Here is a 21,313-nt window from a genome sequence, read left to right on the forward strand (position 1 = left end):
CTGCTAGGCCTGCGGGTCCATCTCCAGCTGCATCACGATCATGTTGACCAGGGTGTTCACCGTCGGCCGCCCGGTCTCGATCACATAGTGCGACGCTGCGCGGTACAGCGGATCACGCGTGGCGTAGAGCTCGCGCAGGCGCTGCAGCGGATTGGCCACCTGCAGCAGGGGGCGGGTCTTGTCGTGGCGGATGCGCTTGTAGATCTCGTCGGGCGTGGCGCGCAGGTACATCACGCTGCCGCCGCCGGCCAGCAGGCGCGTGCGGTTGTCCTCGCGCAGCACGGCCCCGCCGCCGGTCGAGAGGATCATGTCGCCGGGCGCGGCAGTGAGCTCGGCCAGCAACTGCGCCTCGCGTTCGCGGAAGGCCTCTTCCCCGCGCTCTTCGAAATACTGGCGTATGGTGGCTCCGAGAACCTCCTCCAGGCGCTGGTCCAGGTCGATGAACGGCACATTCAGGCGGCGCGCAAGTTGGCGTCCAACGGTGGATTTTCCGGAGCCGGGCATGCCGACCAACGAGCAGCGCTTGCGCATGAATTGAATGTCCTGTGACGGGCGGGGGGTGCGTTGAAGTGAATGGTGTGGACTGCCGAGTGTATAGGCGTTGTCGGCATGGACTGACAAAGCCGCTCTCGGGCAGCCGCGACAATGGCCGCATGAGTTTGTCCGTCACGCAACGTTTTCTGGATGCATGCAAGCCGCTGCTCGCTGTGATCGCGCCGCTGATCCGGGCCGTGAAACTGTGGCTCGACGCCGAAGGGCTGCGCATGAGCGCCGCGATGTCCTTCTACGGAATGCTGAGCCTCGCCCCGCTGCTGCTGGTGCTGGTGGGCGTGCTGGGATGGTGGATCGACCAGGCCTATCTCGAATCCAATCTCCTCGCGCAGGTGCGTTCCGTCGTGGGTGATCGCGGCGCGGAGGTGATCCGCATGGCCCTGACCAGCGCGCGCAAGCCGTCCGAGGGCTGGATCGCCTCGATCGCGGGTTTCGTGCTGCTGCTTTCGGGAGCAACGGGCGTGTTCGTCGAGCTGCAATCGTCGCTGCAGAAGCTCTGGAACGACGGCAAGGAGCCCGAGAGGATGGACCGGCCGGCCTGGTGGAACATGGCGTCGCTGCGCCTGCGGGGGCTGGCCTATGTGCTGGCCATCGGTTTCCTGCTGCTGATCTCGCTGGTGGTGTCCACCGCCATCAAGATGATCGCGACTTGGGCCGGATCGTGGCTGCCGTTCGGCTCGGGCCTGCTGCTGCAGGCGATCAACGAACTGATCGCCTTCGGTGTCGCGATGCTGCTGTTCATCGGCATGATGCGCATCGGCGGGCCGCAGGCACCGCCCATGCGCTGCCTCGTGTTCGGCGCGTTCGTCGGCGCCATCCTGTTCACGGCGGGCAAGCAGGCACTGGCCTTCTATCTTTCCACGGCAGCCGTGGTGTCCGCATACGGTGCCGCGGGATCGCTGGTCGTGCTGCTGATGTGGATGTATTTCTCCTCCGCGGTGTTGCTGTTCGCGGCCAGTTGCGCCAAGGCGCGCGACGAGGAACACCAGGGCAAGCTCACCGACTTCGGGCTGGCGGTGCAACCGGCCGGACAGGCCGGTTGAGCCCGTGGAGAGGCGGGAACATCGATATACGTGTGCTTACGGTGTTTACAACACCTGTCATGCGATTGACGCAGTAGACCAGTTAATCTTCGCGCCAATGTTTCATCTATTGCCAGGAGCGGCGGCGCATGCGTGTTTACACGCTGTCGCGGACGCAGGAATCTGGCAAGAATCGCGGCTGCATGGAATCCATTCCCAATCCCACCCCTGAAGTGCTCCAGGAACCGTCCGCAGGATGGTCCACGGCATGGCTGTGGGCGACGATGGCTGCGCTGGTGCTTTGCGCCGTGGCACTGGCGGGCATCTGGCTGCTGCTGCCGGGATTGTCCTCACCCACCGCGGCAGCGGCTCCCTGGCCTGCGCGCCCCGCCGGCGTGGCGCAAGGTGCAGCCCAGGTGCAACCAAGCCAGCCGAGCCCGTATTGGGGAGGCCTGGACATGCACCGCGGCAACGATGGCCTGCGGCTGTTGTCGCCCGTCGAATCGCCAGGCAACCTGCCGGGAGCGCAGCACGCATCGCAGGCACGCCGTTCGGTCGCCGTGGTGCAGGGCATGCGCACGACGCGCAACTACTGAACAGCACCTCCCTGGTAGGGGAGGCCTGTCCGCCGCGAATCACTTCTCCACGAACGCACGCTCGACGACAAAATCGCCGGGCGTGGTGGTGTTGCCTTCCTTGAAGCCGCGCTTTTCCAGCAGTTCCTTGAGCTCGTTCAGCATCGCGGGGCTGCCGCACAGCATCACGCGATCCGTCTCGGGGTTCAGGTCGGGCAGGCCGATGTTCTGCGGGAACTTGCCTTCGTTGATCTGCGTGGAGATGCGGCCGTGGTTGCGGAACGGTTCACGCGTGACCGTGGGGTAATAGACCAGCTTGTCCTTGACGATCTCGCCGAGGAATTCGTGCTCGGGCAGTTCTTTCTCGAACATGTCCTGGTAGGCCAGTTCGTTGGTGTGGCGCACGCCGTGCACGACCACGATCTTCTCGAACTTCTCGTACGACTCGGGGTCGCGCGCCACCGCCAGCCACGGGGCCAGGCCCGTGCCGGTGCCGATCAGGTACAGGTTCTTGCCGGGCAGCAGGTAGTCGATCAGCAGCGTGCCCGTGGGCTTCTTGCCGACGATGATGGTGTCGCCCACCTGGATGTTCTGCAGCTTCGACGTGAGCGGGCCATCGGGCACCTTGATCGACAGGAACTCGAGGTGTTCCTCGTAGTTGGGGCTCGCGATGGAGTAGGCGCGCAGCAGGTTCTTGCCGTCCACCTTCAGGCCGATCATGGTGAAGTGGCCGTTGGAGAATCGCAGCGAGGTGTCGCGCGTGGTGGTGAAGGAGAAAAGGCGGTCCGTCCAGTGGTGAACGGACAGGACACGTTCTTCGAGAAATGCACTCATGTTCGTTGAAATCGGAAAACAAACAAGGCAGGAAAAAACAATGCCTGCCCATAGGGAGCGCTGAAGGACCGGAGGGCGGGGAGGGCGACTGGCGCCTGTGCCTGGCTATCCGTTGAACTCAATCAACGCCATGAAGATTTGATATTTTCGAGCAATTACCAACTTCCGGGTACATTCCAGGGCCATCTCTTGAGATGAATTAGTGATAAGGTGAATAACGATGCGGGCTATTCCACGGACATTCTCACGGACATTCCTGCGCTGCTCCCTGCCGCTGGCGGCCTGCGTGGCGGCCACCTCCTCCTGGTCGGCCGAGGTCATCAAGATCGGCGAAATCAACAGCTACAAGGCCCAGCCGGCGTTCCTTGAGCCCTACAGGAAGGGCATGGAACTGGCCGTCGAGCAGGTCAACCAGGCGGGCGGCATTGCGGGCAAGAAGCTCGAACTCGTCATCCGCGACGACAACGCGAGCCCCGGGGATGCCGTGCGCGCGGCCGAGGAACTGTATACCCGCGAGAAGATCGACGTGCTCACGGGAAGCTTTTTATCGCACGTTGGCCTCGCGTTGACCGATTATGCAAAGCAGAAGCAGCGTTTCTTCCTGGCTTCCGAGACGTTGACCGACAAGGTCGTCTGGGCCGAGGGCAACCCCTACACCTTCCGCCTGCGCGCCTCCACCTATATGCAGGTGGCGATGCTGGTTCCCGAGGCGGCCAAGCTCCAAAAGAAGCGTTGGGCAATTGTCTATCCCAACTATGAATACGGACAGTCGGCGGCGGCCACCTTCAAGAAGCTCATGAAGGAACGCCAGCCGGACATCGAATTCGTCGCCGAACAGGCCCCTCCGCTGGGCAAGGTGGATGCCGGGAGCGTCGTGCAAGCCCTGGCCGACTCCAAGCCCGATGCGATCTTCAATGTGCTGTTCGCTGCAGATCTCGGCAAGTTCGTGCGTGAAGGCAACACGCGGGGGCTTTTCAAGGGGCGTGAGGTGGTGGGTTTGCTGACCGCCGAGCCGGAATATCTCGATCCGCTCAAGAAAGAGGCACCCGTGGGCTGGACAGCGACGGGCTATCCCTGGTATTCGATCAAGACACCGGAGCACGAGGCCTTCCTCAAGGCCTACCAGGCACGGTTCAAGGACTACCCGCGCCTTGGGACCATCGTCGGCTACAACGCCATCCGGTCCATCGCGGCGGGACTGCGCAAGACCGGTGGCAGTGCCGATACCGACAGGCTGGTGGCAGCCTTCAAGGGGCTGGAGGTGGAAACGCCGTTCGGCCGCATCACCTACCGTGCACAGGACCACCAGTCCACCATGGGTGCCTACATCGGCAAGACCGCCTATGACCAGAAGCTTGGGCGCGGTGTGCTCGTGAACTACCACTATGCCGACGGCAAGGACTACCAGCCGAGCGACGAAGAAGTGAAGAAGCTGCGGCCTGCCTCGGCGCAGTGAGTTCACCGCAGCGACTGTCAACGTCAACGGGGATCATCAAGACGATCTAGGACTTGCGGCCCCCGCCCATCAGCCCGCGCCGGTATTGCATCGCCTCGGCGACGTGTTCCGCGCGCACGCTGTCGCAATCCGCGAGGTCGGCGATCGTGCGGGCCACCTTGAGCGCGCGATGGGTGCTGCGTGCCGACCAGCCGAGTCGCACCGAGGCCGTCTGCAGGAATTGGGTTGCCGCGGGATCAAGCGCGGCATGGGTGTCGATGTCGCGCCCCTGCAGCCGCTGGTTGGCGCAGCCCTGGCGTGCGATGGCACGTCCGGCCGCACGCACGACGCGCTCGCGGATCGCGGCGGTGCTCTCGCCGGGGGCGGCATGCAGCAACTCCTCGGCGGGCAGCGCGGGCACCTCGACATGCAGGTCGATGCGATCGAGCAACGGGCCGCTGAGTTTCCCCTGGTAGCGCGCAATCTGCTCGGGTGAGCAGCGGCACGCACGCTGTCCCGAGCCGAGATGGCCGCACGGGCAGGGGTTCATCGCGGCAATGAGGGTGAAGCGGGCAGGATACTCCGCGCGCTGTGCCGCGCGCGAGATGGTGATGCTTCCGGTCTCCAGGGGCTCGCGCAGCGCCTCGAGCGCACTGCGCGAGAACTCGGGAAATTCGTCCAGGAACAGAACGCCCTCGTGCGCCAGCGAGATCTCGCCGGGCTTCGGGGGCGAGCCCCCTCCGACCAGGGCCACCGCGCTGCAGGTATGGTGTGGATGGCTGGTGCGCCGCTGCATCCATTCCTCGGGCCGGAACCGGCCGGCCAGGCTGGCGATGGCTGCGCTCTCGAGGGCCTGTTGTTCCGACATGGGGGGAAGCAGGCCCGCAAAGCGCTGGGCCAGCATCGACTTGCCCGATCCCGGAGGCCCTACCAGCAGCAGGCAGTGCATGCCGGCAGCGGCGATCTCCAGGGCGCGCTTGGCGGCAACCTGGCCCTTCACGTCGGCCAGATCGGGGAGGCTCGCGTGGGCATGGCGCTCCTGCGGTGCGAGCAGTTGCAGGCCGCTCTCGGGGTCGCCCTGTTCCTGCGGCAGTTGCTCGCGCACTTCCTGGGGAAGGAAATGACGCACCACGTCCAGCAGATGGGCGGCGCGGTAGATCTGCGCGTTGGGCACGAGGGCCGCCTCCTCGGCGCTGCCCGGCGGCAGCACCTGGCGCGGATCGCTCCCGTGACGCGACTGGGAGCGTATCGCCAGGCTGGTGGCCAGTGCGCCGCGCACCGGCCGGAGCGCACCCGACAGCGACAGTTCCCCCGCGAATTCATAGCCTGCGAACCGCGCCGCATCGATCTGGCCACTGGCCGCGAGGATGCCCAGGGCGATCGGCAGGTCGAAGCGCCCGGAGTCCTTGGGCAGGTCGGCGGGTGCCAGGTTCACCGTGATCTTCTTGTTCGCGGGGAACTCCAGGCCGGCGTTCTGCAGCGCGGAGCGCACCCGTTCGCGCGCCTCCTTCACCTCCACATCCGCCAGGCCCACCAATGTGAAGCTGGGCAATCCGTTGGCCAGATGCACTTCGACGGTGACCGGCATGGCCGCGAGGCCCGTCAGGGCGCGGCTTTGCACTAAAGCGAGACTCATTGCGGCATTTCTCCCCAGCCAGGTGCGCAGTTTGGAAAGCGAAACCCGCCACTCTGGCACCAAAACGGTGCATCTCGACATTCATGAATCGCAACCGCTGCGCGAAATCAATGGGGACGGTGACCAATGCATGAAGAAACACACATTTCTTGACATGGCACGGTCCGTGCTTTGAAGGGTCAACAGCCGATTTCATCACTTGCATTTCCGGAGGATCCCCATGTATCGCGTATCCCTGAAGCCCCTGCTTGTCGCACTGGTCGCCGCAGCACCCGTATGGGCGCATGCCCAGCTCACGGCCAACGTGGCCCTGACCAGCAACTACAAGTTCCGCGGGCAGGACCAGGACGTCAACCGCGTCAAGGCCGTGAATCCCGCGATCCAGGGCGGATTCGACTACACGTTCGGCGAAAGCGGTTTCTATGTCGGCAACTGGAACTCCAGCGTCGACTGGCTTTCGGGCAATTCCATCGAGATGGACTTCTACGGCGGCTACAAATTCAAGGCCGCCAATCTCGACTGGGACGTGGGCGTGCTGACCTACGTGTACCCCGGCAACTCGAACGGCAACACGACCGAGCTCTACGGTGCGGGCACCTATGGCCCTGTCACCGTGAAGTACTCGCACACGGTGTCGGATGACTACTTCGGGTGGGCCGGCGCAAAGCACTCCAGCCTGTCCGGGCGCAACACCGGTTACCTGAACGTGGCGCTGGCGCAGGAGATCGCACCGAACACGACGCTCAAGGCCGCCGTGGGCTACACGCGCTTCGCGGGCGACATCAAGGACCTGGGCGTGCCCAACTATGTCGACTACAGCGTGGGCGCGGCGTATGACTTCGGCGGGGGACTCGTGCTCAATGGCGCGATCCAGGGAGCGACCAAGAAGGGCTACTTCGGTGACGCCAACAAGGCCCGCCTGATCGTCTCCATCAGCAAGACCCTGTAATCACCCTTACACCCCCATCCATTTCAATTCAGAGGGCGCCCGCAGCGCCCGTTTCGGAGGACCCAAGCAATGAAAATGGTGACTGCCATCATCAAACCCTTCAAGCTCGACGAGGTGCGCGAGGCGCTCTCCGACATCGGCGTGCAGGGCATCACGGTGACCGAGGTGAAGGGCTTCGGCCGCCAGAAGGGTCACACCGAGCTGTATCGCGGCGCCGAGTACGTCGTCGATTTCCTGCCCAAGGTGAAGATCGAAGCGGCGCTGGATGACGCGATCGTCGAGCGCGCGGTCGAAGCCATCGAGGCCGCGGCACGCACCGGAAAGATCGGCGACGGAAAGATCTTCGTGTCCTCCCTCGAGGAAGTGATCCGCATCCGCACCGGGGAGACCGGCAACGAAGCGCTCTGAGCATCGCGGCCGAGCAGCCATCCGAACATGAATTCACCACCAAGAAGTTCTGCCATGAAAAAAATGCTTGCTTCATTCCTTCTGGGGCTCAGCCTGCTGACAGGCGGCACTGCGGTGCTGGCCCAGGCGCCAGCGGCCTCGGAGCCCGTGGCCGCCGCCGCAGCCGCGGCCGATGCGCCAGCGGCCGCCCCAGCCGCCCCGGCAGCGGATGCCGCCGCGCCCGCACCCGCTGCAGCCGCCGCGCCGGCGCCCAAGATCGATTCGGGCGATACCGCCTGGATGCTGACCTCCACGCTGCTCGTGATCCTGATGATCGTGCCGGGCCTCGCGCTGTTCTATGGCGGGCTGGGCCGTTCCAAGAACATGCTGTCGGTGCTGGTGCAGGTGTTCGTGATCTTCTCGCTGATCTCCGTGCTCTGGGCCGTCTACGGCTACAGCCTGGCGTTCTCGGGCGAGGGCAAGTTCATCGGCGGCTTCGACAAGCTGTTCCTCAAAGGCGTGAACCTCGAGTCCTTCGGCGCCCTGACGACGATTCCCGAGTATGTGTTCTTCGCCTTCCAGGGAACGTTCGCGGCCATCACGGTGGCGCTGATCGTCGGCGCCTTCGCCGAGCGTACCAAGTTCACGGCCGTGCTGATCTTCTCGACCCTGTGGTTCACGTTCAGCTACCTGCCCATGGCCCACATCGTCTGGGGCGGCGGCCTGCTGGCAGCCGATGGCGCGCTCGATTTCGCGGGCGGTACCGTGGTGCACATCAACGCCGGTGTCGCGGGCCTCGTGGGTGCCTACATGGTGGGCAAGCGCATCGGCTTCGGCAAGGAAGCGTTCATGCCGCATTCGCTGACATTGACCATGGTGGGCGCATCGCTGCTGTGGGTGGGCTGGTTCGGCTTCAATGCCGGCTCGGCAGGTGCCGCCAATGCGATCGCCGGCCTGGCATTCGTGAACACGGTGCTTGCCACGGCCGCAGCGACACTGTCCTGGCTGGCCGGCGAGGCCCTGCACAAGGGCAAGGCCTCGATGCTGGGTGCCGCCTCGGGTGCGGTGGCGGGCCTGGTGGGCGTGACGCCTGCGGCCGGCTTCGTCGGTCCCATGGGTGCCATCGTGATCGGCCTGGTCTGCGGCCTGGTGTGCCTGTGGGGCGTGGGCGGTCTCAAGCGCATGCTCAAGGTGGATGATGCGTTCGACGCCTTCGGCGTGCACGGTGTGGGCGGTATCGTCGGCGCGGTGCTGACGGGCGTGTTCGCCGCGCCTGCCCTGGGCGGCGTGCAGCCCGCCGACTTCGCGATGGGTCATCAGGTGTGGGTGCAGGTCAAGAGCGTGATCTTCACCATCGTGTGGTCCGGCGTGGTGGCATTCATCGCGTACAAGGTGGCCGACCTGACCGTGGGCCTGCGGGTCAGCGAGGAGGCCGAGCGCGAGGGGCTTGATATCACCTCGCATGGAGAGACGGCTTATCACCGGTGAGCCCGGAGGGGTGGTCCCTGTGGTGGCTTGGATTGCACCCTCCCTTTTTCTTGTGTCTGGATAGCGAGTGGTTCTCCTCCGACATTGGACCCGCACCTGCGGGTCTTTTTTTATTTCTGGGCGGCGGCGAGCGTGGTCTGACGCAATGTGTTCTCCATGGCCGCATACGAAGCCCTTGGCTTCGAGGGCTCATCGTTTTGAGGCGGCGATACGGGTCCCCATGCGTCGTTGCGAAGCTTGGCCTATCAAAAGGTATGTCTGCAGCTTCGCGCCTAGCCTGCGGACTCGTCTCGCCGTTGGGGTGGGGCGTTCACATGCTCCGCGCGCTTCATTGGCCCGCTACTCCCTGAATACCGGGCAGGGATTGTTCGCGTATGGGGGGCATACGGGAATAATCCCCTTCCATGACTTTCTCTCTTTCTTCCCCGGCCTGGTCCGCGCTGCCGGGCTCGCTGGCGCAGCTGGGTGAATCTCCGTTCTGGCATCCGCAGGAGTCACGGCTCTATTGGGTGGATATTGCGGGCCGTGCGTTGCTGCGCTGGCGCTGGGGTGAGGAGGCGGTGCAGCGTTGGGAGATGCCGTCGGAGCCCGGGTGCATTGCACCGGCCCGCGTGAACGGGGAGGCGTCGGGGCTGGTCGTGGCGCTGCGGGACCGGATCTGCCACGCGCCGCAGTGGGGTGGTGAATTGCATGCACTGGCGCGGTTGCCGATCGATGCCGCGACGCAGCGGGCGAATGACGGCAAGTGCGATGCGCTGGGTCGCTTCTGGGTCGGCACGGTGCATGAGCCCGAAAGCGGGCCGCGTCAGCCGGTGGCCGGGCTGTATTGCGTGGACCTGCGCAATGCCGTGGATGGGCCGCGGGTGAGCCGGTTGCAGGGCGGAGTGGCCACCGCCAACGGACTGGCGTGGTCGCCCGATGGTTCACGCATGTACTGGAGCGACACGCCCGCGCATGTGATTCGCGTGTGGCGCTGCAATGCGCAGCACGAGCCGGTCGGTGAGCCCCGGGTGTTCCGGCAGTTCGATCCCAAGCCGGCGGGCTGGAAGCCCGGCATGCCCGGCTACCAGGGGCGCCCGGATGGCGCCACCGTGGATGCACAGGGCCGTTACTGGTGCGCGATGTACGAGGGCGCGCGCGTGCTGTGCCTTGGCGAGGATGGCGAATTACTGGCGGACCTGTCCGTGCCGGTGCAGTGTCCCACCATGCCGTGCCTTGCGGGTCCCGACGGGCTGGCACCTCGCCTGTTCGTGACATCGGCTCGCCATGGGCGCCCGGCCGACGAGCTGGAGCGCCTGCCGCAGTCGGGCATGCTGCTGGTGGGGGAGGCTGGCGTGGCGGCCTTGCCCGTGAACTGGTGCGAGATCGGCGCGCGCTGAGCGAGACGGCCACCGGGAAAACCTTGGGGCCGCCTTTTCCCCATTGAAATAAATCCTTTGGGTATGGATGGCGCCTGCGCATACAGTGGCGGGCATCCGGCGCGACGCTAGTTTCGCTTCTTTCATTGCATTGTGCAGGGGGTGCCTCATGCGGATATCCGTGCTGTTCAGGGTTTTCATGGCGTGGTGGGTGATGGCGATCGTGATGTTCTCGCCTGTCGCTCTGGCCACCACCGACATCACGCAACGTGACGAGCAGGCGCTGCGCGGCGTGAAGGCGATGGTCCTGCTGCCCCCCGAATTCGACGAACAGGCCGGTGCCGCCGGCGTGACGCCGTCGATGGTGGCGCGCCGCGCGGAGGTCTACCTGCGCGGCGTGGGGGTCCGGCTGGTGGCTGACGCCGACCTGCTCACCGAGGCGGAGCGCAGCGAGTTCCCCCGGTTGCTGATCCAGTTCGGCGCGCTGCGCAACGATGGCAGGCGGCGCACCGATGTCGTCGTCACGGTGAATGTGCTGCGCATGAACGGGCAGGCGAGCCAGCCGGTATACATCGTCCAGCATCTCGGCCAGACGCTCCAGAAACCGGGTCGCAATGTGATGATGCGTGAGCTGGATCTGGCGCTCAACCTGCTGCGCGAGGACCTGCGCCGGGCCCATCGCTGATTCGGGCCGGGCGAGGCGTTCAAAACGCTCACGCCGCCTTTTCAAAAAAATCACACGCCCGGATGGCGTTCTGGCGGGTGTGGGCGCTACCATCCCGGCATGGAATCAGCAGCGCTTTCCCAGATCATCGAACGCGTGCGCGACAGCGCACAGCATGGCCGTGCCCTGCGGGTGCGTGGCGGCGGCACCAAGGACTTCGTGGGCGGCCCGGCCGTGGCACTGTGCAAGGCGGACGTGCTCGACATGCGCGCCCTGGGCGGTGTGGTGGACTACGAGCCTAGCGAGCTGGTGGTGACGGTGCGCGCCGGCACGCCCCTGGCCGAGCTCGAGGCGCTGCTGGCGTCGCGCGGCCAGTGCCTGCCGTTCGAGCCGCCGCGCTTCGCCGCGGGAGGCACCGTGGGCGGCATGGTCGCGGCGGGGCTGTCAGGCCCGGCCCGCGCGAGCGTGGGAGCGGTGCGCGACTATGTGCTCGGCATCGAGATCATCAACGGCAAGGGCGAGCTGCTGCGCTTTGGCGGGCAGGTGATGAAGAACGTCGCCGGCTACGACGTCTCCCGCCTCATGGCGGCCTCGTGGGGCACGCTCGCCGTGATCACCGAGGTCAGCCTCAAGGTGCTGCCGGTGGCTCCTGCGGAGGCCACGCTGCGCCTTGAATGCGACCAGGCATCGGCACTGCAGCAACTGCATGCCTGGGGCGGCCAGCCCCTGCCGCTGAACGCCAGCTGCTGGGTGCAGGATGCCGGCCGGGGCCAGCTTTTCGTGCGTCTGCGCGGCGCGAACGCGGCGGTGGAGTCGGCCTGCGCCAGCATGGGCGGCGAACGTCTTTCCGGCGAACAGACCGCGGCCGGCTGGGATGCCTGTCGTGACCACACGCTGCCGTGGTTCGCGGATCGCGCGAGGCGGCCGGAACAGGCGCTGTGGCGATTGTCCGTTCCTCAGACCGCCCCGGTGCTGCCGTTGCCGCAAGGCGCGGAGCCGCCGCTGGTCGAATGGCAGGGCGCGCTGCGCTGGGTGCAGGCACCGGTCGAATGCGGTGCGGCGCTGCAGGCGGCGGCGCAGGCGGTGGGCGGCAGCGCCATGCTGTTCGCGGCTCCCGCACAGGGCGCCACGCTGGCTCCGGCGGCCACCCACCCGCAGCCCGCGCTGGCGGGCATTGCCCAGCGGCTGAAGCAGTCCTTCGATCCCTCGGGCATCTTTCAGCCGAATCGCATGGGCGCGGGCGGCTGAGGGCGGAACGCCGCCCGCCCATGCCCACCGACAGAACGAACCGATAGACAGACAAGCAAGCCATGCAAACCCAGCTAGCTCCCGAGTACAAGAACACGCCGCACGGCAAGGAGGCCGAGGCCATCCTGCGCAAGTGCGTGCACTGCGGCTTCTGCACCGCCACCTGCCCCACCTACCAGACGCTGGGCGACGAACTCGACGGTCCGCGCGGGCGCATCTATCTGATCAAGCAGGTGCTGGAGGGCAAGGAGCCCACGCGCGCCACGCAGGAGCACCTGGACCGCTGCCTCACCTGTCGCAACTGCGAGAGCACCTGCCCGAGCGGCGTGCAATACGGCCACCTGCTCGACATCGGCCGCCAGGTGGTCGACGAGAAGGTGCCGCGCTCCACGGGCGAGCGCCTCAAGCGCTGGGCGCTCAAGGAAGGCATCACCTCTCCCCTGTTTGCCCCCGCGATGAAGCTGGGCCAATCGGTGCGCGGCCTGCTGCCCGAGAGCCTCCAGGCCAAGGTGCCGCCGAAGTCCGAACATGGCGCCTGGCCCACGCGCGAGCACGCCCGCAAGGTGCTGCTGCTGGCCGGTTGCGTGCAGCCGGCCATGCTGCCCAACATCAACTACGCCACGGCGCGCGTGCTCGACGCGGCCGGCATCCAGACGGTGATCGCAGGCAACGCCGGGTGCTGCGGCGCGGTGAAGTTCCACCTGAACGACCAGGATGGCGGACGCGTGCAGATGCGCGCCAACATCGACGCGTGGTGGCCCATGGTCTCATCGGGCCAGGTCGAGGCGATCATCATGAATGCCTCGGGTTGCAGCGCCATGGTCAAGGACTACGCGCATGCGCTCAAGGACGACGCGCAATATGCCGAGAAGGCCAGCCGCATCAGTGCCATCGCGCGCGACGTGTGCGAGCTGCTGCCCGCCATGCTGCCGGAGCTCGCCGAGAAGCTGCAGGGCCGCGTCAACATCCAGGGCAAGCTTGCCTACCATCCGCCTTGCACGCTGCAGCATGCGCAGAAGCTGCGCGGCGGCGTCGAGCGTGATCTGGGCAAGCTCGGGTTCAGGATGCTGACTTCGCGCACCGAATCGCACCTGTGCTGCGGCTCGGCCGGCACCTATTCGATTCTTCAGCCCGAGCTGTCCAAGACACTGAAGGCGCGCAAGTTGGCTGCGCTGCACGAGGCGTGCGGGAACGAAGAGCCCGCGATGATTCTGTCGAGCAATGTGGGCTGCATCACCCACCTGCAATCCGGTACCGGCGTTCCCGTCAAGCACTGGATCGAGGCGCTGGACGAGGCGCTGCAGGGCAGCGCCGGCCGCTGAGAGGCCGGCGTCGTCTGCTGCAGCTCAGATCAACGGCGGATCGAACGCACGGATCGGCGGCAGCGGCGCATCGAAGCGCTCAACCTGCACGGTGCTGATCTGACCCGCGCATCCCTGGCCCAGCGAGGAGGTGCCCAGATCGCGCACCACGATGTTGGGGTTGCCGTGCACGCACACCACGCCGTGCACCGCATCGGGCCGCGGGTCGTACCAGGCGCCGGTGGGCAACTGCACCACGTCCTTGCGCATGTCGGGGTTCAGGTGCGCGCTCGCCAGCACGGCCCCCAGCTCGTTGTGCAGCCTGACGATGTCGCCCTCGCGGATGCCGCGCGCTGCGGCGGTGTCGGGATGCAGGTGGCAGATCTCGCGGCCCTGGCGCTTGTTGTCCATGCTGTAGCGGCCGAAGTCGAGCTGGCTGTGCAGCTTGGTATAGGGCTGGTTGGCCACGAGCCACAGCGGATGCTCTGCCGTGGGCGCATGCCTGGGCGCCAGCCATGCGGGATGGCCCGGGCAGTCGGCATAGCCGAACGCGGCCACGTGCGGGGAGCTGATCTGCACCTTGCCGCTGGGCGTGGGCAGCGGCGCGTTCTCGGGGTCGTCGCGGAACGCACGCAGGATGCCGCCATCGTCGGGCAGCTGGGGAATCTGCAGTTCGCCGCGCTCCCAGAATTCCTCGAACGTAGGCGCGGGCAGCTGCATCTTCTCGAGTCCCCGGCGCGTGTGCTCGTACAGGCGGGAGAGCCATTCGCGCGCGCCAAGGCCTTCGGTGAACGCCTCTCGCCGGCCCAGGCGCTCCGCCAGATCGCTGAAGATGGCGTAGTCGTCGCGTGATTCCCCATAGGGCTCGGCCACGCGCTTCATCGCAATCACGAGGGGGTCGGTGGCCGTGGCGCCGATGTCGTCGCGCTCCAGCGTGAGCGTGGTGGGCAGCACGATGTCGGCATGGCGTGCGGTGGCGGTCCAGACGCTCTCGTTGATGACGAAGGTGTCGAGCGTGCGGAAGGCGTCGGCCAGGCGGCGCAGGTCCTGGTGGTGGTGGAAGGGATTGCCTCCCGCCCAGTAGGCCAGGCGAATGTGCGGATAGTTCATGCGCTGGCCGTCGTAGTCGAACGGCTGGCCGGGATTCAGCAGCATGTCGGTGATGCGCGCGACGGGAATGAAGGCCTTCACGCCGTTGCTGCCCTGCGGCAACGGCGCGACGGGGGTGGCATTGTTGCGGCGGCCATAGTGCGCGAGCGTGCCGAGCGCATAGTTGTAGCCGCCGCCCGGCAGCCCCAGCTGGCCGAGCGCCGCGGCCAGCACCGCGCCCATCCATACGGGCTGTTCGCCATGTTCGGCACGCTGCAGCGAATGCGAGACCGTGACCAGCACGCGCTTGCCCACGAGCGAGCGCGCCAGGTCGACCAACTGCTGCGCGGGCACGTCGCAGATGCGTGCCGCCCAGGCGCAGTCCTTGGCGACGCCGTCGCTCCTGCCCGTGAGGTAGTCCTCGAAAGTGTCCCAGCCGTCGCAGCAGCGGTCGATATAGCCTCGGTCAAGCGAACCGTCGGCCCACAGCTGGTGGACGAGGCCGAGCATCATGGCCGTGTCGGTCATCGGCACCGGGGCGATCCATTCCGCGTGGATCTCGGGCGGCAGGTCGGAGCGCAACGGGCTCACGTTGATGAAGCGACAGCCGCGCCGGGCGGCGGTTTCCATGGCACGGCGTTCCGTGTGGCGGCTGACGCCACCCGAGGCCACGCGTGAATTCTTGAGCGCCATGCCGCCGAACGAGAGCACCACCTCGGTATGCTCCGCGAGCTGCTCCAGCGTGACGTTCTGCCGCGCCACCTGTTCCATCGGCCCGATCACGTGCGGCAGCAACGGGGCCGCGGCGCCCGCGCTATAGGTGTTGACCGAGCGCACGTAGCCGCCAAGCGCGGTGTTCAGGAAGCGATGCACCTGGCTTTGCGCATGGTGGAAGCGCCCCGCGCTCGACCAGCCGTACGAGCCGCCGAAGATCGCCTCGCAGCCATGCGCCTGCTGCACGCGGCGCAGCTCGGCGGCCAGGCGGTCGAGCACCTCGCTCCAGTCCATTTCCACGTAGTCGTCGTGGCCTCGCCGTGGGTCCGGGCCGGGGCCGTTCTCGAGCCAGCCCCTGCGCACCATCGGCCGCGCGATGCGGATCGGATGGCGTAGCGCATCCCGCAGGTTGTCGATGATGGGGTTGGGATCGGGGTCCGCCGGGTGGGGGCGCACATCCAGTTCGTGGCCGTCCCAGCGGGCGCTGAACGCGCCCCAGTGCGCGCTGTGCGGCTGCATGATGGGTGTTGTCTCTTTCACCTGCTGCATGTGCATGACCTTTGTTGTGGCGGATCGGTATCCATGGCTGGCCTGTCCCGGATCGACAGCATAGGACGGATCGCTTTTTCTTGCAGATCGTTGCGCCAAACCACCCCAAACCCCGATCCGATCTGGCGGAGGAAGGCAAAAATTGCCTGCGGGCTTCCGGAAAATGGCATGATTGCCGGTTTTGACTGGCGCACGCCCGTGTGGGGCGGCGATGGATTGCACATGAACTCACCTGTGACTGAAGCCAAAAACCCTGCTGCCCCTGCACCCGAGCAGGCAGCGCCCGTGGCACAGCAGGCCGTGGCCCCGCAGCAGGCCGACGCCACGCAGACACCCCAGTCCGAAACGGCGCCTGCCGAAGGTGCGAAGGCCGGACGCAACCGCCGCCGGCGCGGTGGCGCGGGTCGTCGCGAAGGCCAGCGTGAAGGCCAGGCCGCGGTGGCGCGTACGCCGGGCGATGCTCCCGCAGCACAGGGCAAGGCCACCCATCCGGGCAATCCCGGCACCGCGCAGCCGCGCCGCCAGAATCCCGCGCTGCAGCAACTGCAGGGGTTGTATCCACAGCTCTTCGGCGAGCAGCCGAGGCCGCTCAAGCGCGGCATCTTCCAGGACCTGGAGGCGGCTCACCCGGGCGTGTTCACTCCTGCGGACCTGAAGCTTGCGCTCAGCATCCACACGCGTTCTTCGCGCTACCTGCAGGCGGTGTCCCAGGGGCAGCCACGCCACGACCTGCAAGGCAAGGTGGTCGAGCAGATGGCACCGGAACATGTGTTTCACGCGCTGGTGGAGGTCTTCCGCCGCCGCAAGCCCCGCGATGGCGAAGATCTCACGCAGAAGCTGCGCCGCCGCATGGAAATCGCCTTCGAGAGTTCCGGCATGACGCGCGAGGCCTACCTGGAACTGGTGCGCGGCCGTGACGATGCCACCAATGCGCTGCTCGACGAGGCGCTTGCCGAGGTCTCCGCCCGCGTGGCCAAGGACGAGGCCATCCTGCGCGCCTACGAGGCCAGCGGGGCGGCCAGCGTCGATGCCTTTGCCGACATGTACGGCATGCAGGCGCGCACGGTGGCGCAGCAGCTCGAGCGCGCACGCCGCCTGCGCGGCTGATCCCGCCTGCGCCCTGGCGAGCCTGCCCGCCGCGCTGCCGATCACTGCTGACCCTCTGCTGACACTACGCTGTCAGCAGCAGGTCGGCACCATGAAGCCCTGTTCAACTTTTTCAACACAGGAGTCCTTCATGTCTGCAATCCGTTCCGCATCCGCCATCAACTGGTTCGAGATTCCCTGCACCGACCTGTCGCGCGCCCAGTCCTTCTATGAGGCCATGCTCGGCCGCAAGATGCGCCTGGACGAGTGCGGCGGCACGCCGATGGCGATCTTTGCCTACGACGATCCGGCGACCGGCGGCTGCCTCGTGGGCAACGGCAGCCTCACCCCCTCGCACAACGGCGGCGTGCGGGTCTATCTGGACTGCGAGCCCAGCGTCGAGGCCGCCATGGAGCGTGCGCGCAAGGCCGGCGGCCAGGTGCTGGACGAGTGCGTGGAGCTGCCGCAGGACATCGGCTTCATCGCCCACGTGCGCGACACCGAGGGCAACACGATCGGCCTGCACGCCAAGCGCCGCTGACCACGGGGTGAAGCCCGCGTAATATCGCGGCATCGCGTTTCCTCCTCCTCCACCGGCACACCGACATGCGTCGCGCAGATCGACTCTTCAAGCTCGTGCAGCTCATCCGTGGGCGGCGCCTGTCCACGGCCGCGTTCCTCGCGGAACGGCTCGAAGTGTCGCTGCGCACCATCTACCGCGATGTGGCCGATCTGCAGCACCAGGGGGTGCCGATCGAGGGCGAGGCCGGGGTGGGGTACCGCCTGGGTGCTGGGTTCGAGCTGCCGCCGCTGATGTTCACCCAGGCCGAGGCCGATGCGCTGGTCATCGCCGCGCGCGTGGCGCAGACCTGGCTCGACGACGGGCTGGCCCGCGAGATGGAGAGTGCGCTGTGCAAGATCCTCTCGGTGCTGCCGACCCCGGCGCGCGTGGCCGCCGAGGCGCAGGCGCTGTTCTCGCTGGGCTCGGGGCTTGACCGGCGCACGCAGGACACGCTCAAGGCGCTGCGCCATGCGGCGCACTCGCAGCATCTGGTCGAACTCGACTATCTCGACCTGAAGGAGCAGCAGAGCGTGCGGCGCGTACGGCCGCTCGCATGCTTCTACTGGGGCAAGGTGTGGACGCTGTCGGCCTGGTGCGAGACGCGCGATGATTTCCGTACGTTCCGCATCGACCGGGTGCATCGCTGCGATGTCCTGCCGCAGACCTTTCGCCACGAACCGGGCAAGACGCTCGCCGACCTCACGCGCCGCGTGCAGTGCGAACGGGGCCTGGATTGAAACTCAGGAGGGCGAGGAGGTGAGTGCCGTCTCGATGTCGGCACGTAGCTCGGCAGGCCGGGTAGCCGGCGCATAGCGCGCGATCACCCGGCCGTCGCGGCCGACCAGGAACTTGGTGAAGTTCCACTTGATGCTCCTGGTTCCCAGCACGCCCGGTGCCTGCTGCTTGAGCCAGTCGTAGAGCGGAATCGCCTGGGGTCCGTTCACGTCGATCTTGGACATCATCGTGAAGTCGACACCATAGTTCTTGCTGCAGAACGCACCGATTTCCTGGTTGCTTCCCGCATCCTGCTTGCCGAACTGGTTGCACGGGAATCCGATCACCACCAGGCCGCGTGCGCCGTACGTCGCGTGCAGTTCCTGCAATCCGGCGAACTGCGGCGTGAAGCCGCAGGCGCTGGCGGTGTTCACGATGAGCAGCACCTGTCCGCGGTAGTCCGACAGGCGCAGCGGTGAACCGTCGATGCGGGCGGCCTGGAAGTCGTCGATGGAGCTCATGGGATGATCCTGTGTCAGGGCGTGTTCACGATCTTAGCGCGAGGGTGCGGCAGAGGGCCGGCCTTCCCATCCGCGCAGAAATCGTCCACATGCTCTCAGGAGTGGGAGGCGGATGCCGGTGGCGCCTTCACCTTGCGTGGCCAGGCCGACCAGGCTGCTGCCATCAGGATCAGCGCACCGCCGAGCAGGCTGCGCGTATCGAGTTGCGCGGCGCCCAGCAGCACCGAGGAGACGCTGGCGAATGCCACTTCGCTGAGCATGACCACGGCGGTGACCGAGGCGGCCAGCCGCGACGCGCCATACTGCAGCGCCCAGTTGCCGACCGCAAGCGTCATCGCCAGCAGCACGGCCGTGGTCACCCAGGTCGCATTGGGCGCGGGAAACTGCGGCACCAGACCGAACTGCCCACCGACGAAGGCGGCCGCGAGCGCGGTCAGCATGCAGCCGCCGAACATCGAGAACATGCGCGCCTGTCCCGGTGTGCGGTGCATGCGGCGAAGCGTCACGTTGGTGAATGCGAACATGAAGCCGCCGAACAGCGCCAGCCAATCGGCCAGGGACAGTGCGGCAAAGAGCCGCGCGAGGCCGCCGTCCTTCGGCCAGATCACCAGGAACACGCCGCAGAATGCCAGCAGCAGCCGTGCGATGGCGGTGGGCGTGGGGCGTTCGCCCAGCACCTTCCAGGCCAGCAGGATGGCCCAGGCGGGCATCAGGTAGAACAGCAGGATGACCCGTACCACGTCGCCGATGGTGATGGCCCAGTTGAACGCCACGTTGTTCAGGCCCGAGCTCAGCGCCAGCACCCACAGGCCGGGGTTGTCGCGGATCTGGCGCAGGATGCCCGGGCGAAAGAGCAGCAGCCCCGTCAGCACCATGGCATACATGACCGCCGTGGCCCAGAGGGGGTGCAGCCCCGCATCGAACATGTGCCGGAACGGCCACCACGTCAGTCCCCAGACGAAGGCATTGAAGAGCAGGGCGAAGACCGGAAGCGGCGAATGCATGGTGGCGAGGGCTGGCAGTGGGGCGGTTTGGGAGGTGGCGGGGTGCAGCGGCCATCTTGACGGCATGGCCACCGACAGGAGCTTGCCACAGCCCGCGCGGGAACGGGATTCCGCAGACCGGAAAACCGGCGGTGTGCCGCCCGCGTCCGCTCAGGATTCCCGGGCGAGACGTGCCCTCAGTGGCAATCCCGCCTTGCGATGTCCATCAGGCGCCTCAATTCGTCGGGGTGCCTGCTGCAATTGCGGCGGTGCCAGCGTCCGATCAGCCACATCGTGCCGGCCACGACGATGCCGAACACCGTGATGGCGCCGAAGGCCGACAGCCCGAACTTGGTGGACAGGCTGTAGAACGCGCCCAGGGCCAGGATGCAGGCCTGTTCGTTGAAATTCTGCACGGCGATCGAGCGGCCCGAACCCATGAGGTTGGCGCCCCGGTGCTGCAGCAGCGCGTTCATGGGAACCACGAGGAAGCCGCCCAGGCCGCCCAGGATGATCAGGAACGGAACCGCCATCCAGAGCTTGTCGATCACGTTCATCAGGATCACCAGCAGGCCCATGCAGATGCCCAGCGGGATCACCTTGGTCGCGCCTTCGAGGCGCATGCGGACGGAGGCGAGCACCGCGCCCGCCGCCGTACCGATGGCCACCACGCCCACCAACGCCGACGCCTGGGTGGTGCTGTAGCCGAGCGCCGCGGCACTCCATGCCAGGACGATGTAGCGCAGATTGCCCGATACGCCCCAGAACAGCGTGGTGGTGGCCAGGGAGATCTGGCCCAGCTTGTCCTGCCACAGGCGGTTGTTGCAGCTCCAGAAATCAGGCAGCAGTTCCAGCGGATTGCCCGGCATGGGGCGCAGCTCGACGCCGGTGCGCGGAATGCGCAGGTTGAACCAGGCGGCCAGGGCATAGATCGGCACGAGCGAGAGGATCGCCGCCTGCGCGGGCAGCTCGATGCCCAGGTCGACGCCGGGCATGTCGAAATCGAGCAGCACGCCCGAGAGGTGCGGGCCGACCAGCTGGCCGCCCAGCAGCACGCCGAGGATGATCGAGGCGATCGTCAGGCCCTCGATCCAGCCGTTGGCGCGAACCAGCTGCGAGGGCGGCAGCAATTCGGTGAGGATGCCGTACTTGGCGGGCGAATAGGCGGCCGCGCCGAGGCCCACGACCGCATAGGCCAGCAGGGGATGGTGGCCGAACAGCATCATCAGGCAGCCCACGACCTTGATCGCGTTGCTGATGAACATGACCTTGCCCTTGGGCATGGAGTCGGCAAAGGCGCCCACGAACGGCGCGAGCACCACGTAGAACAGCGCGAACATGGGCACGAGCGCGGCGCGCTGCCACTCGGGGGCGCCACTGGTGCGCAGCAGTTCGACGGCGGCCACGAACAGGGCATTGTCGGCCAGCGAGCTGAAAAACTGCGCCGACATGATGGTGTAGAAACCGCGCTTCATTGTCTTGGACAGTGAGTGCTCACAGGGTAGCGCCGCGGCGCATGCCGTGCACCGGCCCATTGCCGCAGCCGGCAGGGCGCTGCCACGCCGTGCCCGGTTCGCCGCGCCGGGGGGTAGGGCGCGTGGCGCCTGGGCTGTATCGAGTGAAACTCATCTTGCAAATTCAGTGAA

21 protein-coding genes are annotated in these 21,313 nt (G+C 66.6%); 13 read left to right on the forward strand and 8 right to left on the reverse strand.

The genetic code is table 11. The features are described from left to right. Positions 1-3: 3 nt before the first annotated feature. Positions 4-531 (reverse strand): shikimate kinase, encoded by a 528-nt coding sequence (locus H9K76_RS00195; RefSeq protein ID WP_187597620.1) that lies wholly within the window; start codon positions 529-531, stop codon positions 4-6. Positions 532-653: 122 nt separating this feature from the next. On the opposite strand from H9K76_RS00195, the gene H9K76_RS00200 reads away from it, so the two are divergent. Both H9K76_RS00200 and H9K76_RS00205 read left to right on the forward strand, forming a co-directional pair. Then, on the forward strand, positions 654-1,595 hold the full coding sequence (locus tag H9K76_RS00200; RefSeq protein WP_187597621.1) for a YihY/virulence factor BrkB family protein: 942 nt from the start codon (positions 654-656) through the stop codon (positions 1,593-1,595). 128 nt (positions 1,596-1,723) lie between these two features. Continuing rightward, positions 1,724-2,170: a hypothetical protein gene (locus H9K76_RS00205; protein ID WP_187597622.1), complete on the forward strand. Its 447-nt coding sequence runs from the start codon at positions 1,724-1,726 to the stop codon at positions 2,168-2,170. A 39-nt stretch (positions 2,171-2,209) separates the two neighbouring features. Here the strand turns inward: H9K76_RS00205 and H9K76_RS00210 are convergent, their stop codons facing one another. Then, complete coding sequence (locus H9K76_RS00210) at positions 2,210-2,983, reverse strand: ferredoxin--NADP reductase (protein ID WP_187597623.1); 774 nt, start codon at positions 2,981-2,983, stop codon at positions 2,210-2,212. 220 nt (positions 2,984-3,203) lie between these two features. On the opposite strand from H9K76_RS00210, the gene H9K76_RS00215 reads away from it, so the two are divergent. After that, the gene (locus H9K76_RS00215) at positions 3,204-4,439 is read left to right on the forward strand and encodes an ABC transporter substrate-binding protein (protein WP_187597624.1); all 1,236 of its coding nucleotides are present in this window, start codon (positions 3,204-3,206) and stop codon (positions 4,437-4,439) included. 46 nt (positions 4,440-4,485) lie between these two features. Here the strand turns inward: H9K76_RS00215 and H9K76_RS00220 are convergent, their stop codons facing one another. Next, a complete protein-coding gene (locus H9K76_RS00220; RefSeq protein WP_187597625.1) occupies positions 4,486-6,054 on the reverse strand; it encodes a YifB family Mg chelatase-like AAA ATPase in 1,569 nt (522 codons plus the stop codon). A gap of 220 nt (positions 6,055-6,274) precedes the next feature. On the opposite strand from H9K76_RS00220, the gene H9K76_RS00225 reads away from it, so the two are divergent. The 7 genes from H9K76_RS00225 (at position 6,275) to glcF (ending at position 13,470) form a co-directional block, all read left to right on the forward strand. Then, positions 6,275-7,003, forward strand: a complete 729-nt coding sequence (locus H9K76_RS00225; protein ID WP_187597626.1) for a TorF family putative porin — start codon at positions 6,275-6,277, stop codon at positions 7,001-7,003. A 69-nt stretch (positions 7,004-7,072) separates the two neighbouring features. Beyond that, on the forward strand, positions 7,073-7,411 hold the full coding sequence (locus H9K76_RS00230) for a P-II family nitrogen regulator (RefSeq protein ID WP_187597627.1): 339 nt from the start codon (positions 7,073-7,075) through the stop codon (positions 7,409-7,411). A gap of 54 nt (positions 7,412-7,465) precedes the next feature. Next, complete coding sequence (gene amt, locus H9K76_RS00235; RefSeq protein ID WP_187597628.1) at positions 7,466-8,878, forward strand: ammonium transporter; 1,413 nt, start codon at positions 7,466-7,468, stop codon at positions 8,876-8,878. Positions 8,879-9,282: 404 nt separating this feature from the next. After that, complete coding sequence (locus H9K76_RS00240; RefSeq protein WP_187597629.1) at positions 9,283-10,257, forward strand: SMP-30/gluconolactonase/LRE family protein; 975 nt, start codon at positions 9,283-9,285, stop codon at positions 10,255-10,257. Between the two features lie 160 nt (positions 10,258-10,417). Continuing rightward, positions 10,418-10,921 (forward strand): hypothetical protein, encoded by a 504-nt coding sequence (locus tag H9K76_RS00245; protein ID WP_187597630.1) that lies wholly within the window; start codon positions 10,418-10,420, stop codon positions 10,919-10,921. A gap of 99 nt (positions 10,922-11,020) precedes the next feature. Further along, a complete protein-coding gene (glcE, locus tag H9K76_RS00250; RefSeq protein WP_187597631.1) occupies positions 11,021-12,148 on the forward strand; it encodes a glycolate oxidase subunit GlcE in 1,128 nt (375 codons plus the stop codon). 62 nt (positions 12,149-12,210) lie between these two features. Further along, the gene (gene glcF, locus H9K76_RS00255) at positions 12,211-13,470 is read left to right on the forward strand and encodes a glycolate oxidase subunit GlcF (protein WP_187597632.1); all 1,260 of its coding nucleotides are present in this window, start codon (positions 12,211-12,213) and stop codon (positions 13,468-13,470) included. Between the two features lie 24 nt (positions 13,471-13,494). Here glcF and H9K76_RS00260 read toward each other — a convergent pair whose 3' ends face one another. Continuing rightward, positions 13,495-15,801, reverse strand: coding sequence for a molybdopterin-dependent oxidoreductase (locus tag H9K76_RS00260; protein WP_246475219.1), 2,307 nt, complete (start codon positions 15,799-15,801; stop codon positions 13,495-13,497). A 168-nt stretch (positions 15,802-15,969) separates the two neighbouring features. Between H9K76_RS00260 and H9K76_RS00265 the strand changes: the two genes are divergently transcribed. The 3 genes from H9K76_RS00265 (at position 15,970) to H9K76_RS00275 (ending at position 18,186) form a co-directional block, all read left to right on the forward strand. Next, the gene (locus tag H9K76_RS00265; RefSeq protein ID WP_343066297.1) at positions 15,970-16,908 is read left to right on the forward strand and encodes a ProQ/FINO family protein; all 939 of its coding nucleotides are present in this window, start codon (positions 15,970-15,972) and stop codon (positions 16,906-16,908) included. Positions 16,909-17,038: 130 nt separating this feature from the next. Further along, on the forward strand, positions 17,039-17,428 hold the full coding sequence (locus H9K76_RS00270; protein ID WP_187597634.1) for a VOC family protein: 390 nt from the start codon (positions 17,039-17,041) through the stop codon (positions 17,426-17,428). A gap of 65 nt (positions 17,429-17,493) precedes the next feature. Then, entirely contained in the window at positions 17,494-18,186 is a 693-nt protein-coding gene (locus tag H9K76_RS00275; protein ID WP_187597635.1) for a helix-turn-helix transcriptional regulator, read from the forward strand. 3 nt (positions 18,187-18,189) lie between these two features. On the opposite strand, the gene H9K76_RS00280 is transcribed toward H9K76_RS00275, so the two are convergent. From H9K76_RS00280 to H9K76_RS23565, 4 genes are all read right to left on the reverse strand, one after another. After that, complete coding sequence (locus tag H9K76_RS00280; RefSeq protein WP_187597636.1) at positions 18,190-18,684, reverse strand: glutathione peroxidase; 495 nt, start codon at positions 18,682-18,684, stop codon at positions 18,190-18,192. 95 nt (positions 18,685-18,779) lie between these two features. Next, positions 18,780-19,688: a DMT family transporter gene (locus tag H9K76_RS00285; protein WP_187597637.1), complete on the reverse strand. Its 909-nt coding sequence runs from the start codon at positions 19,686-19,688 to the stop codon at positions 18,780-18,782. Between the two features lie 176 nt (positions 19,689-19,864). Continuing rightward, on the reverse strand, positions 19,865-21,142 hold the full coding sequence (lplT, locus tag H9K76_RS00290; RefSeq protein WP_187597638.1) for a lysophospholipid transporter LplT: 1,278 nt from the start codon (positions 21,140-21,142) through the stop codon (positions 19,865-19,867). 19 nt (positions 21,143-21,161) lie between these two features. After that, positions 21,162-21,296: a hypothetical protein gene (locus H9K76_RS23565; RefSeq protein ID WP_281394121.1), complete on the reverse strand. Its 135-nt coding sequence runs from the start codon at positions 21,294-21,296 to the stop codon at positions 21,162-21,164. Positions 21,297-21,313 lie beyond the last annotated feature (17 nt).

The organism is Diaphorobacter ruginosibacter (genome assembly GCF_014395975.1).
In the GTDB taxonomy this organism is placed as follows: domain Bacteria; phylum Pseudomonadota; class Gammaproteobacteria; order Burkholderiales; family Burkholderiaceae_C; genus Diaphorobacter_A; species Diaphorobacter_A ruginosibacter.